Consider the following 13,762-nt stretch of genomic DNA (forward strand, 5'->3'; position numbering starts at 1 on the left):
TCTCCCCGATATTCCAGAAAATTCAAATATGCGGGAAATTCGGTCAACCCAAGCGGAGTAGGGCATAATAATGAAAAGGTATCAGAAACCGCCCCACTTTCATCTTTGCAGTTACTTTTGGTATGATAGTGATCTAAAGTATGTAAAATTGGGAGGTATCGATCTTATGTCTGAGCTTAGTTACGGCCTTCATTCCACTAAAGTTTCCGATAACAGACCGTTGTCCGCGATTCCTCTGTCCATATTGGATCTCGCCCCGATCACCGCCGGCAGCACGGCGGCCCAGTCGCTAAAGAACACGCTGGACTTGGCCCGCCATGCCGAAAAATGGGGCTACAACCGTTTCTGGCTCGCCGAGCATCACAGTATGCCGGGCATTGCCAGCTCGGCCACCTCGGTAGCCATCGGCTACGTGGCCGGCGGCACGAGCACGATCCGCGTCGGTTCCGGCGGCATCATGCTGCCGAACCATTCACCGCTCGTGATCGCCGAGCAGTTCGGGACGCTCGAGACGCTGTATCCCGGGCGGATCGATCTCGGCCTCGGCCGGGCGCCCGGCTCCGACCAGCTCACCGCGCAGGCCCTCCGCCGGGGGCCGGGCAGCGACGGCCAGGACTTCCCGGAGCGGCTGCGCGAGCTTCGGGAATATTTCCACCCCGTATCGAGTTCCTCGATGCGGGTAAGGGCCGTCCCCGGCGAAGGGCTCAACATCCCGATCTGGCTGCTTGGCTCGAGCGGTTTCAGCGCACAGCTCTCCGCCGCTCTCGGCCTGCCGTTCTCCTTCGCCAGCCATTTCGCGCCGGACTACCTGTTGCCGGCACTGGATTTGTACCGCGGCCATTTTCAGCCGTCGGTCCACCTGGAGAAGCCGTACGCCATGGTCGGCGTAAACGTGATTGTTGCCGACACGGACGCCGAGGCCCGCAGGCTTGCGACTTCGCAGGAGATGCAATTCCTGAATCTGATCCGCCGCCGCCCCGGGCAGTTGAGCGCCCCCGTCGACAGTCTCGAAGAGATCTGGACGCCGCAGGAAAAAGCGCTCGTCCAACGTCAACTCGGCTTCTCGGCCATCGGTTCCCAAACCACGGTCCGCACCCGGTTGGAGGAAATCCTTCGGGAGACCGGCGCGGACGAACTGATCGTCGCCGGACAGATCTATGACCATAAAACCCGTTTACGCTCTTACGAGCTGCTGGCCGAGCTCAAAAACAACTAAGTGCTGCACATGTTAAAAGGGCTGTCTCCACAGATTGAATGATCTGGAGGCAGCCCCTTAGTCTTTTGAATAAATGCGGCAAATATATTTCAAAGTTTTTAACTATCAGGTTTCAAAAAAACTTTATAAGTTACATTATGAGCCACCGAACTTTGAGTAGTAGGGCTGGCATCAAAATTATAGTCGTACGGGTTCGTATCAAAACCATACATAACATCCAGCACACGATAAAGTTTATGATTCCATAAAATCATTTCTCCTTTTCTTGGAACAAAAGGCAAGGCAACCAGGTCAAATTTTTCAGCGTAGTTTCCCTCTTTATCATCTAATACAATGGCCAATTCGATAACTTTCAATTTCTCACCCTCTCAAAAGTGGAATTATTCTTTAATTAATAACTACCACTCTAGGTGGATAAGAGCAAGATGCCGGCAATTGCGATGTAATTATTTCGGGAGCGACGCGTCCCCGGCAAATTAATGATAGCTTGCGTACACTCGAGGTCCAATCACGGAACGCGCGCCGGGGATCTTCTCCCCTCCAAACGACGAACAACGGATGTCCCCGGGACATCCGTTGTTCGTCTTATCCGATCATCGCCGCGGCCTGGCGCTCCAGCTGGTCCAGTTGCTCGCGGACCAGCACGGCCTTGCCGATCACGATCAGCGCCGGATTGCTGATCTGCACGGCCGCGGCCAGCTTGTGCACCTCGCCGAGCGTGCTGGTGAACGTACGCTGCCGCCGGGTCGTCCCGCTCTCGATGAGCGCCACCGGCGTCGAGGCGGCCTTGCCGTGCCGCAGCAGTTCGCTGCGAATCTCCTTCAGCTGGCTGACGCCCATGTAGATCACCAGCGTGTCGACGGCATGGGCCAGCAGCTCCCACCGGACGGACGGCCCGCCGCCGTCCTCGTCGGCCTCGGCGCCCGGGCAGCGGCTGCCCGTCACGCAGGCGAAGGAGGCCGCGACGCCGCGGTGCGTCAGCGGGATGCCGGACGCGGCCGCCGCGCCGATCGCCGAGGTGATGCCCGGGATCACCTCGTACGGGACGCCCCGGGCGGCCAGCGCCAGCGCCTCTTCGCCGCCGCGGCCGAACACGAACGGGTCCCCGCCCTTGAGGCGGACCACCCGTTTGCCCTCCAGCGCGCTGTCGATCATCCGGCGCTGGATCATCTCCTGCGTCATGGCGTGCCGCCCCGGCGCCTTGCCGCAGTAGATCCGCTCGGCGATCGGATCGCCGTAGGTGAGCAGCTCCACGTTCACCAGCCGGTCGTACAGGATGACGTCTGCCGCGCGGATCGCCTTGAGCGCCTTCACCGTGATCAGCTCCGGATCGCCGGGGCCCGCTCCGACAATGCTCACGAAGCCCTTCCCCGGGCGCATCATACGCCCTCCCCCGCCCGGGAGGCGGACGCCGGAATGAACCGGACCTCGCCCCGTCCCTCGCCCGTCTCAACCGGGGAACCTGCGGGGGTCGCGGGGGAAGCTTTCTTTTTCAGCGAAAAATAAAGCCCCAGGCCCGTTAAAGTCATGCCCCCGAGCAAGTTTCCGGCCAACACCGGAAGCTGGTTCCACACCCACCAGTCCGCCAGGCTGACCTTCGCCCCCAGCAGCATCCCGGCGGGAATGACGAACATGTTGACGACCGCATGCTCAAACCCCTGAGCAAAAAAGATCAGAATCGGCAGCCACATGGCGATGATTTTTCCCGCAGTCGAACGCGAAGTAAAAGCCATCACCGCGCCTAACGTCACCATCCAGTTGCACAGCACCGCTTTGATCAGCACAAGTCCCAGGCCCGAGAGGCCCATCTCCTTATACCCGAGGGTTTTGGCTTCGCTCGTCGTGATCAGCGTTTGGACCAGGGGATGGCTCAAATCGGTCCCCATTTTCGTAATCGTCAGGCCATAAAGTACGGCATACAGGGCGCAGCCGAGCAGGTGGCCGACAATGACCCAGCCGAAGTTCGTCAGCATCTGCCGGAAGGTGGCCTTCCGTTCCAGAACGGCGAGCGGAATCATCGCAAAACTGCCCGTAACGAGCTCCAAGCCCAGCAGAATAATGATGACGAAACCGACGGGAAAAATCAGCGCGCCCACAAGACTGAGCGAGGTCTGCTGCGTCGCGGTGAAGGCCAGCGTCGTCGCACAAGCCAGAATGGCACCGGCCAAAAAGCCTTTGATCAGCATTTGCCGGATTCCCAACGCAGCCTTATTGGCTCCCGCTTCTATTATTCCTTCAAGTACTTCCGCAGGTTTTACATAATCCATCGGCCCAGCCTCCCTGTTCCAGTTAGTCTATAGTGATGTAGACGGAGCCCGTCGCGGCGTCCACTTCCGTTTCATACACAATCACCGAACCGTTGTCCGGCTCCTGGACGCTGCCGCTTCGCAGATCGATCTTCCAATCGTGCAGCGGACAGTGTACGTTGGACCCGCACACCATCCCTTCCGACAACCGCCCGCCTTTGTGGGGGCAGCGGTTTTCCACGGCATGAATGCTGCCGTCACTTAGCCGGAACAGGGCGATCTCTTTATCTCCCACCGTAAAAGTCCGTGAGCCCAGCGCATCGATATCCTGCACTTGAGCGATTTTTATTTTCGTCAGCATGGCTGTTCCCTCCCCAAAAAATCCATTCAATTCATGGCATCCTTCCGCAAAATAGCCCGTGTTACCCCACGACCGGCTCCGCGCTCGGCAGCGGTTCGAAGTTTTTCCGCAGCTCTTCGTTGTTGATGATCTCCTTCCACGGATCGGTCGTCCGGCTCAGCGTTTCTTCGATCCGGGCGGCCAGAGCCTGGCGTTCCCCGGCGTTTTCCAGCACCGCTTTGATCGTCTCCAGTCCGACGCGCTCCACCCATTGCGCCGTGCGTTCGTTCCAGTTGGCCTGCTCCCGGTAAAATTGCAGGTACGCGGCCGTCCACTCCATGACTTCCTCCTCCGTCTTCACCGTGCACAGCAAGTCGGCCGCCCTAACCTTGACGCCTCCGTTGCCGCCGACATAGAGCTCCCAGCCGCCGTCGATCGCGACAACGCCAAGATCCTTGATCGTCGCCTCGGCGCAGTTCCGCGGGCACCCGGAAACGGCCAGCTTTACTTTTCCCGGCGTGTTGAGCCGTTCGAAGGCCTTCTCCAGCGCGATCCCCATGCCGATCGAATCCTGGGTGCCGAACCGGCAGAACGTGGAGCCGACGCAGGTTTTTACGGTGCGCAAAGCCTTGCCGTAAGCATGGCCCGACGGCATATCGAGCTCGGCCCAAATTTTCGGAAGGTCCTCTTTTTTTACGCCGAGCAGGTCGATCCGCTGTCCGCCGGTAAACTTGACCATCGGCACGTCGTATTTCTCCGCCACCGCCGCGATCCGCTTGAGATCGGCCGGGGAAGTTACCCCGCCGTAGATGCGCGGCACGACGGAATAGGTGCCATCCTTTTGGATGTTGGCGTGGTAACGCTCATTGGCGAAGCGGGATTCCTTCTCGTCCATATATTCCGCCGGCCAGAGCATGCCCAGGTAATAGTTGAGCGCGGGGCGGCATTTCGAGCAGCCTTCCGGTTCGCGCCATTCCAGCACGTTCATGACCTCTTTCACGGACTTTAACGACATCGCCCGAATACTCTCCACAATCTCGTCGCGTCCCAGCGAAGTACAACCGCAGATGCCCTCTTTGACAGACTCGCTCGCGGTTCCGTCCCCGTACAGTTCCAACAACCCTTCGACCAGCGGCTTACAGCCGCCGCAGGAACCGGACGCTTTCGTGCAGGCCTTGATTTCGCCGACCGTGCCGCAGCCGTCCTTGACCGCGTTCACGATCGTGCCTTTGGACACGCCGTTGCAGCCGCAGATGATCTCGTCATCGGCCATGGCGGCGAGCCTGGCTGCCGGTGAAACGGCCGTCCCCCCTCCGGGAGGGTAGCCCAGCAGCAGCTCCTTCTCCTTGCCGGCCACGCTCTCCCCGCTCTTGATCTTCGCGAACAAGGAGGTTCCATCCGACGTATCCCCGAACAGCACGGCACCGACCAGCTTGTCGTCTTGAAGGACGATTTTTTTATAGGTACCTTCCAAGTCGTCCTGAATCCGCATCGATCGCGTTCCGGGGGCGTCCATGAAATACCCGGCCGAGAAAACGTCCACCCCCGACACTTTCAGCTTCGTCGAGGTCACCGAACCCGTATAGCCGCCGGTTTCCACGCCCGCCAGCCGCTTCGCCAGCACGCTGCCCTGTTCGTACAGCGGAGCCACGAGGCCGTAGGCGATCCCGCGGTGTTCCGCACACTCGCCAACCGCATAGATGCCCGGAACGCTGGTTTCCAGGAAGTCGTCCACGACGATGCCCCGGTTGACCTGCAGTCCCGCGGATTTGGCCAGCTCCACATTCGGCTTGATCCCCACGGCCATGACGATGAGGTCCGCATCCAGAGAGCTGCCGTCCGCGAATTCAAGCCCGTCGGCCCGGCGCCCTCCCCGGATCGCCGCGGTCTGTTTGGCCATGAGGAATTTCATGCCTTGGGTTTCCAGCTCCAGTTGCAGCATTTTGGCCGCCGGCTCATCCAACTGGCGCTCCATTAAATAAGAATGGATATGGATCACCGAGACATCCATCCCCAAATGCAGCAGTCCTCTCGCCGCCTCCAGGCCCAGCAGCCCGCCTCCGATGACGGCGGCCTTTTTATATTTTTTCGCAGCCTCCATCATTAAATGGCAGTCGTTAATGTCGCGGAACCCGATAACGCCCTCTTTATTCACGCCGGGCAGCGGAAGCATAAACGGATTGGAACCCGTTGCCACGATCAAGGCATCGTACTCCACCTCCACCCCGGACTCCGAGACAACCCTTTTCTTCCCCGTATCGATATTGACCACCGCATCCCCGGTGTACAGGCGAATTCCGTTGTCCGCATACCAATCCAAATCGTTAATAACAATTTCTTTTAAATCGGACCCGCCCGCCAATACGGAGGACAGCATGATCCGGTTATAATTCGGATGAGGCTCCGCCCCAAAAACGGTAATTTCATAAGCGTCCGGGGCCAGCTTCAGCACATGCTCAACCGTCCTCATCCCCGCCATCCCATTGCCGACCAGCACCAGTTTCTTCTTTTCATCCATGTCCGGTTCTCCCCTTCCGTTTCTTTGTCCTTCGTACAAGCGTTGCATAACAGAAAAAGCCTGCTCCGCCACAGACCGGTCACAAGCATGCAGGTTTCATGCTCATTTCCAATCCCTTGATTCTGGCGAAGACAGGCTCCGTTGCCGCTTCAACATCGGCACGCCATTGTGTCCGATGGTTTTGACTATGCGTTTGGTAATTCATCGTTGAGGCTACTATATCCAACAATTCATTCCATGTCAATATACATGACATAAAATTTTAAAATATCTCGTTTTGTTTAAATTACATAACATAACATGTTACTTAACTGTAATTTCAGACTTTGAAAGCAATTATGTCACTTAATCCATGCTTTATTACGAAAATTATATTGATTTTTCTGAAATACCACGCGAAAATACAGATAAAACTTTCTTGCAGGATGAGTTTGTGTAAGGTTTTATGACGGGTTGGTTGTTGAAGTTGGAATGAATAGGAGGGTTATATTCCGATGCGTTTCCTGTTGGTCATTCGCGAAGCTGCCTCCCTTAAGGAACACGAGGGACCACCCGATGCGCCCGGAAGTGAAGCCGGGCCGGAGCATCTGCTGAAACGCCACGGCTACCAGGTGTTGGCCTCCTGCCGAAGCCAGGAAATCCGCAAAAAAGTCCAGGAGGCCGATGCCGTCGTCCTGCAATTACCGATCAGGGGAATTCATGACTGGGAGAAGCAGCTGTCCCGGTGGAAGCCGGTTCCGCTTCTTTGGTGGTGCAGCGCCGAAACGGCCGCCTCCTCTCTGGAGGCTTGCGAGGAGGACGTCCCGGTGGACGGCATCCTGACTCCCTCCATGTCCGCCCATGAACTCCATTGGGCGCTCCACCTGGGAGGCAAGCACTTTTTTGAGCGCCATCAATGGCTCGAGGAGCGGGCCCAACTGGTCTCCCGGCTGGAAGAACGCAAATGGATCGATTTGGCCAAAAGCATTTTGTGCGAAATAAACCGGATTCCGGAGGCGGAAGCCTATGACGTTTTGCGCAGGCGGGCGATGAATGAACGCAAACGAATCGTCGACATCGCCACCTCGATCGTCAAGGCCCACCAACAATTAAAAACCTAGCAAAGCCAGGCGGGTTCACAAGGAGGAATTCCGTATGAACATGACGGAAATATTGAAGGAAGTCGGGCGGGGCAAGCGCGGTGCCCGCGACCTGAATTACGAGGAAGCGCTCGCCGCCGCGGAGCTAATTCTGGACCGGAAGGCGACGCCGGCGCAAATCGGAGCCTTTTTCCTGGCGGAGCGGATCAAAATGGAGAGCGTGGAAGAACTGACCGCCTTCATTGAGGTAATCCGCAGCCGTGCCGTACGCATCCCGCGTGGTGCACACGGACTGGACTGCGCCGGGCCGTATGACGGAAGAAAAAGCTCCTTCATGGCCGGATTCGCTGCCGCCTTTGTGCTGGCTGCGGCGGGCGTTCCGGTAACGCTGCACGGCACCTCTTCGCTTCCGCCCAAATGGGGCGTTACCCTGATGGATGTGCTCCATGCCATGGGGCTGGACGAAGAGGCGGTCTCCCGTGACCGGACGGCGGCCGCGGCCGAGGGAAGCGGCGTGCTGGTCGTGCCGGCCGAAGCCTGGTGTCCCCCGCTGCGGAACCTGCGGGAGCTGCGGGAAGAGCTCGGCCTCCGCACGATCCTCAATACCGTGGAGAAGCTGGTCGACTACAGCCACTCCCCGTATATCGTGTACGGTGTATTTCACAACACGGTGTTCGACCGGACCGCCCAGCTCCTGCAGCGGCTGAATTACCAAAAATCCCTGATCGTCCAGGGCGCGGAAGGCTCCGAGGACGTCCATATCGATCGTCCTACGCGCGTTTATACGGTCGATCCGGACGGGGCCCGGCTCCGGGTAATCGACCCGGAGGCCTACGGGCTCGAGGCGGTGCCGCCGGAAATGCAATGGACCGCCGCCGAGCAACTGCGCGTGACCGAAGCCGTCCTGACCGGGGAAGCCCACCAGGCCTTCATCAACCAGACGATTTTGAACGGCGCTTTGCGTCTGCATGTAACGGGCCGCGCCGATTCCGTCGAAGAGGGGATTTATATCGGCAAATCCTTGTTGGACGGCGGCGGTCCATGGCAGGCGTTCAACCGGTGGCGGGAGACCCTTCTGAACGGAAACGGGCAGTTGGCCCGGCGTTAAGTCGGTACGGGTGGGTTAATTGGTTCTCGGTTGTCGCGAACAAGTGCGCTTCTAGTTAGTACCTCACCCTTAAACCTACGGGGATCAAGGAGCCTAAGCGACTTTTTCGTCCCTTCCAACTCCCTCCCAACTCCAAAAAGATGCAAATCTGCAGGTATTTTAGGCCGGTTCCCGAGGGGATTCGAAAAAAGATGCAAATCTGCAGGCATTTCTGACGATTTTAGAGGATCGAGCCGATTTCGCCGAAAATTCCTGCAGAATCGCAGGAATTTTCATTTTTCTGTTCCGAACAGGAAAAAAACAAGCAGATTTGCAGAAATTCTATGTTATCGAGGCTGCTGCTCCTGGGCACTCGCGCGTTATTTAACGGGAGGTTTTCCCGTTAATCCTCCACCCAGGTCCCAACCCGGGCACATATGCCCAACCATGGCCGTGCCCGACCCCAAGGCTAGGCCTGCCCTCGCCCAGCCTAACATGTCCAAGCTCTAACTTGCCTTCATCTCCTATCGCAACTAAGCACCGCAGGCAAATCATGTTACTCAACTAACTAATCCTTCACCTGAGTGCCTCGATCTTCTGAATGTGATGTCCATGAGTCCATGTGGTCCAATCCCGTCGTCCCCTCGCATTAACGGGATTTCCTCCCGTTAATTTCGCTCCATTGGTGGGGCCTCGCCCAATTAGCTGGATTTCCTCCCGCTAATTCAGCCCATTTGGGCCAATCCGGCCCAATCACGGCAGATTAGCGGGACTTTTTCCAGGTAATCCTCGCTTCTGTCCACTCGCGCGTTATTTAACGGGAGATTTTCCCGCTAATCTGCCGTCCAGGTCCCCAACCCGGGCACATATGCCCATCCATGGCTCAGCATTTGGCCGGCTTTTTGCCGAAATAGGGCCCTATAAGCCTATAAGACCGCTATTCCATGGCGATAAGCCGAATTCGACAAAATTACGCCGCAAAAAGCCCTTATTACCTGCCCGTCTAAGCTGAAATGGGCGGCCACGCGCCCCCTTCCCTCACGCTTCAGGCTTCCAAATGCGATATCTGCCGCTCAAGGCAAGCAAGGCGAAGAAATAGAGACAGTTATCGTAATAGCGGCGATCCCCGCTCCGCAGCGGTGTGTTCCAAAACAGTTCCACGCTGGCGCGCGCATTCGCTCCCTCCGTGGCGAGCGAGGCCATCGCATTGGTGGCGAGCAGGCCGACCGGGTGGAGCGCTTTTTCCTCGAAAGGTTCCCCCTCAATGGTATACCTGCGGTAATCGTCAGACGTTTTATCCGCAAAAAAAGCCTGAATCCGGTCGGCGGTTTCCCGCTCCCACTTTGCTCCGCCGAACCATTCCGCGTCCAGTCCCAAATTGGCGGCCACCCGGTAAGAGTCGCTGAAAAAGTGCCCGAACCCCCGGACATGGTTCGGCGTTCCGTCATAATGGGCGTACTCCGGGGCGAGCCCTGTCACGGGATGACAGGCGGCCTGCACATAGCGCCGGCTGGCCTCGGCCGCCTCCTTCCAGAACGCCCGGTCCTCCGGGTCCGCCCATAAAGCGAACAACTCGTAAAAATGCGGCAAATGATAGGACGGGTCCGTAAACTCGCAGTTCGGGATGAACTTGATCAGCTTGTTGTCCCTATTCCACATCGGATACCCTTTGCCGTCCTCTCCTTTATGCAGGCAGGTGCGCAGCAGTTCCCTCGCTTGTTCGCCATAATTGAAAGGCGCTTCCCGATCCCCCCAGCGGTGGGAGGCGAAAAACAGCGCCATCGCAAAATACTCCTCCCCGTCCGGGGCTGGCCCGTCCGACAGTCTGGTTCCGTCCGGCGCGCAGGACCAGGCGAAATAACCGGCATTCTCCCCCTCCGTCACGTACATGTATTCCACCGCCCATTTCCATAAGCGGTCGAACACGTCCCGGCGGTCCATCTGCACGGCCATCATCATCCCGTAGGACATTCCTTCGGTGCGCGCGTCATGGTTGCCCGTATCCTGCATATACCCCATATCGCTCCCCGATTCATGATAAATCCGGGTTTGCTCGTCACCCTCAAACATCTCACGCCAGGCGGCCTCTACCCGCCGGGTAATCTCCTCTTCCTCATAACCGTAGTCGGCCAGCAAATTCCGATATCGATCCGTATAATAAGCTCCTTTTAACGCGTTCATCGGCAAAAACATCCTCCTGCTTCTTTTTTAATGTTAGCGCTTACCCAAAAGGTACCAAAGGATGGAACGCGTTGCCATGCGCAGATCACGCCTTTTTTTACCCAAATCAAGCCTGACTTTGCCAATTCCTTTAATTTGTGCAGTTACACTGCCATACTTGTATGGTAGTATGAAACCGAACAGGAGGTGATCGTTTGAAATCATTGGCAGACTCCGCGGCCGGATCGGCCGGAAACCACGTTTACGCGCAACTGAAGCGGCAAATTGTTAATCTGGAACTCCCACCGGGGACGGCACTGTCGGAAAAAGAGATGTCCGTCGCCTTTCAGGTCAGCCGAACGCCCGTCCGGGAAAGTTTCGTCCGGCTCGCGCAGGAGGGGCTGCTCGTCGTGCTGCCGCAGCGGGGGACCCGCGTCTCGCTGATCGATCCCGCTCTGGTTGAGGAGGCGCGGTTCATGCGGGAGCAGTTGGAACGGGCCGTAATTCGTCTGGCTTGCCGGAATTTTCCTGAAGAATCGCTCCTCGCGTTGAATGACAACCTTGAGCTTCAGCGGGATGCCCTGGCCCGGCATGACGGCAGCGCCATGTTCGAGCTGGATGAGGCGTTTCACCGGATTTTGTTTGAAGGGTGCCGAAAGCTGGGTACCTGGTCCGTCATCCAGCAGATGAACGCCCACCTGAACCGGACTCGGGTGTTGTGGCTGAAAACGGACCCGCATTGGGACCATTTGTATGATCAGCATCGGGCCATGGGCGACGCGGTAATGCAGCGGAATGAAGAACTTGCCGAGCGGACGATGAAAGAACATTTAAGACTGAGTATCGCGAACTTAAGCGTGCTGCAGGAGAAATTCCCGGATTATTTCAGCAAAACGGAGCAATAACCATCTCAATTGAAGGCGGTGGATTTATGCGTATGGTATTCCGCTGGTTCGGCGAAGGAAACGATACGGTTTCGCTGGAACAGATCAGGCAAATTCCCGGCGTCGAGGGGATCGTATGGGCGCTTCACGATCTTCCCGCCGGAGAAGAATGGCCGATGGAGCGAATTGAAGAGATGCGCCGGCTCGCGGCTCGGTACGATCTGCATATCGAAGTGGTGGAGAGCGTCAATGTCCATGAGGACATCAAGCTGGGCCTCCCTACCCGCGACCGCTATATCGGCAATTACATCCGCACGATCGAAAAGCTGGCCGCGGCCGGCGTCAAAGTGATCTGCTACAATTTTATGCCGGTCTTCGATTGGGTGCGCACCGAACTGCACAAGCCGATGGAGGACGGGGCGACGGCGCTCTTTTTCGAACAGTCCAAAATCCGCGGGGTGGATCCCCTTGAGCTGGTGCGCCTCATTAACGAAAACAGCACCTTAACGATGCCGGGCTGGGAGCCGGAGCGTCTTGAGCACCTGACCGCGCTGTTTGAAGCTTACCGCAACGTCACGGCCGAAGATTTGTGGGCCAACCTGAAATATTTCCTCGATGCTGTCATTCCTGTCGCGGAAAAACACGGAATTCTGATGGCCGTTCATCCGGATGATCCGCCATGGCCGATCTTCGGGCTGCCGCGGATTTTGACCGATCGGGAGAATTTCCGCCGGTTTCTCGCTCTCCACGACAGTCCTTCGAACGGGATTACGCTGTGCAGCGGCTCGCTCGGGGCGAATCCGGACAATGACATCATCGGCATGATCCATGAATTCAGCGGGCGCATCCCTTTTGCCCATATCCGGAACGTCAAGGTGTACGAAAACGGGGACTTTATCGAGACCTCCCACCGGACCTCGGACGGATCGGTCGACATACGGGGTATCGTCAAAGCCTATTATGACACCGGATTCAAGGGCTTCTGCCGTCCGGACCACGGCCGCCACCTTTGGGGAGAAATTTGCCGGCCGGGGTATGGGCTGTACGACCGCGCCCTCGGCATCATGTACCTCTGGGGGCTGTGGGACGCCTTTGCGGGCCGGCGGACGGAGGAACAGGCGCGAAAGGAGGCGGACGGCCATGTCCCGATTGCCTAAGCATCCCGCGTTAGAGGGAAAAACCGCGGTCATCACGGGCGGCGCGGGCGTTCTGTGCCGCGCGATGGCTTTGGAGCTCGCCCGCCAAGGCATGCGGGTGGCGGTGCTGAACCGCACGGCGGAGCGCGGCGAACAGGTGGCGGAGGACATCCGCCGCCTCGGCGGCACGGCGATCGCCGTGGGCTGCGACGTCACGGCCGCGGACAGCGTGCGGGCGGCGGAGCAGGCGGTGCGCGCGGCGTTCGGGCCGTGCGATGTGCTGGTCAACGGCGCCGGAGGCAACCAGCCCAGCGCCAACACGACGGGCGAAACGTTCCGGGCCGAGGATTTGGCCAATCCGGACGTGACGACGTTTTTTGACCTGAGCCTTACGGGCGTGCGCACCGTGATGGACCTCAATTTCGTCGGGACGCTGATTCCGACGCAGGTGTTCACCAAGGAGATGGTCGGTCGCCCGGGGGCGACGGTGCTGAACATCTCCTCGATGAGCGCGCCTTGTCCGATGACCAAGGTGCCGGCCTACAGCGCGGCCAAAGCGGCGATCAACAACTTCACGCAGTGGTTGGCGGTGCACTTGGCCGAGGCGGGAATCCGGGTGAACGCGCTCTCCCCCGGATTTTTCCTGACCGAGCAGAACCGCAGTCTGCTCATGCGGGAGGACGGGACGCTGACCGAGCGCTCCCGGAAAATCATCGCGCACACGCCGATGCGCCGCTTCGGCGTGCCCGAGGACCTGCTCGGCACGCTGCTGTGGCTCGCCGACGCCGACACCTCCGGCTTCGTCACCGGCACCGTCGTGCCGGTCGACGGCGGCTTTATGGCCTACTCCGGCGTGTAGGCCATAGACGGCCGGCGAGCCGGAGCGGGTTAGCGGGCACGACGCCCGCGGGAGTGGACGCCTGGGCGTGCCACTCTCGCGAAGGCGCCGGGCCGTACTCGTCATCCCCATTAAATTCGCCCACCACTCCCGACAACTGTACCTAACCACCGCACACGAAGCTTATATACTCAACTAACTAATTAATCCTGCTCCCGAGTACCTCATACTGCGAATCTTCCGTCTGTTGCTCCATAC

Annotated in this window: 12 protein-coding genes; 6 read left to right on the forward strand and 6 right to left on the reverse strand. The window is 58.3% G+C overall.

Features of this window, described 5'->3' with window-relative positions; all coding sequences use genetic code 11:
* Positions 1 to 166 precede the first annotated feature (166 nt).
* Positions 167 to 1,216, forward strand: a complete 1,050-nt coding sequence (locus tag V4U84_RS04875; protein ID WP_334076936.1) for an LLM class flavin-dependent oxidoreductase — start codon at positions 167 to 169, stop codon at positions 1,214 to 1,216.
* Positions 1,217 to 1,314: 98 nt separating this feature from the next.
* Here the strand turns inward: V4U84_RS04875 and V4U84_RS04880 are convergent, their stop codons facing one another.
* The 5 genes from V4U84_RS04880 to nirB form a co-directional block, all read right to left on the reverse strand.
* The gene (locus tag V4U84_RS04880) at positions 1,315 to 1,572 is read right to left on the reverse strand and encodes a hypothetical protein (RefSeq protein WP_334076831.1); all 258 of its coding nucleotides are present in this window, start codon (positions 1,570 to 1,572) and stop codon (positions 1,315 to 1,317) included.
* A gap of 229 nt (positions 1,573 to 1,801) precedes the next feature.
* Positions 1,802 to 2,599, reverse strand: coding sequence for a uroporphyrinogen-III C-methyltransferase (gene cobA, locus V4U84_RS04885; protein ID WP_334072334.1), 798 nt, complete (start codon positions 2,597 to 2,599; stop codon positions 1,802 to 1,804).
* On the reverse strand, positions 2,596 to 3,483 hold the full coding sequence (locus V4U84_RS04890; protein ID WP_334076832.1) for a formate/nitrite transporter family protein: 888 nt from the start codon (positions 3,481 to 3,483) through the stop codon (positions 2,596 to 2,598). The genes cobA and V4U84_RS04890 overlap by 4 nt, the downstream gene beginning before the upstream one ends.
* Before the next feature lie 22 nt (positions 3,484 to 3,505).
* Complete coding sequence (nirD, locus tag V4U84_RS04895; protein WP_334076833.1) at positions 3,506 to 3,823, reverse strand: nitrite reductase small subunit NirD; 318 nt, start codon at positions 3,821 to 3,823, stop codon at positions 3,506 to 3,508.
* 61 nt (positions 3,824 to 3,884) lie between these two features.
* On the reverse strand, positions 3,885 to 6,320 hold the full coding sequence (gene nirB, locus V4U84_RS04900) for a nitrite reductase large subunit NirB (protein WP_334076834.1): 2,436 nt from the start codon (positions 6,318 to 6,320) through the stop codon (positions 3,885 to 3,887).
* A gap of 494 nt (positions 6,321 to 6,814) precedes the next feature.
* Here nirB and V4U84_RS04905 point away from each other — a divergent pair, with 494 nt between their 5' ends.
* Together V4U84_RS04905 and V4U84_RS04910 are read left to right on the forward strand one after the other, a co-directional pair.
* On the forward strand, positions 6,815 to 7,420 hold the full coding sequence (locus tag V4U84_RS04905) for an ANTAR domain-containing response regulator (RefSeq protein WP_334076835.1): 606 nt from the start codon (positions 6,815 to 6,817) through the stop codon (positions 7,418 to 7,420).
* A gap of 34 nt (positions 7,421 to 7,454) precedes the next feature.
* Entirely contained in the window at positions 7,455 to 8,507 is a 1,053-nt protein-coding gene (locus V4U84_RS04910) for an anthranilate phosphoribosyltransferase (RefSeq protein WP_334076836.1), read from the forward strand.
* A 1,017-nt stretch (positions 8,508 to 9,524) separates the two neighbouring features.
* Here the strand turns inward: V4U84_RS04910 and V4U84_RS04915 are convergent.
* A complete protein-coding gene (locus tag V4U84_RS04915; RefSeq protein ID WP_334076837.1) occupies positions 9,525 to 10,667 on the reverse strand; it encodes a glycosyl hydrolase family 8 in 1,143 nt (380 codons plus the stop codon).
* Between the two features lie 194 nt (positions 10,668 to 10,861).
* Here V4U84_RS04915 and V4U84_RS04920 point away from each other — a divergent pair, with 194 nt between their 5' ends.
* The 3 genes from V4U84_RS04920 to V4U84_RS04930 are packed head-to-tail and all read left to right on the forward strand — an operon-like array spanning position 10,862 to position 13,525.
* On the forward strand, positions 10,862 to 11,551 hold the full coding sequence (locus tag V4U84_RS04920; protein ID WP_334072341.1) for a GntR family transcriptional regulator: 690 nt from the start codon (positions 10,862 to 10,864) through the stop codon (positions 11,549 to 11,551).
* A 26-nt stretch (positions 11,552 to 11,577) separates the two neighbouring features.
* The gene (gene uxuA / locus V4U84_RS04925) at positions 11,578 to 12,687 is read left to right on the forward strand and encodes a mannonate dehydratase (RefSeq protein ID WP_334076838.1); all 1,110 of its coding nucleotides are present in this window, start codon (positions 11,578 to 11,580) and stop codon (positions 12,685 to 12,687) included.
* Complete coding sequence (locus tag V4U84_RS04930; protein WP_334076839.1) at positions 12,671 to 13,525, forward strand: SDR family oxidoreductase; 855 nt, start codon at positions 12,671 to 12,673, stop codon at positions 13,523 to 13,525. The genes uxuA and V4U84_RS04930 overlap by 17 nt, the downstream gene beginning before the upstream one ends.
* Positions 13,526 to 13,762: the final 237 nt, after the last annotated feature.

Origin of the sequence: Paenibacillus sanfengchensis (assembly GCF_036864765.1) — a bacterium.
GTDB classification, from domain to species: domain Bacteria; phylum Bacillota; class Bacilli; order Paenibacillales; family Paenibacillaceae; genus Fontibacillus; species Fontibacillus sanfengchensis.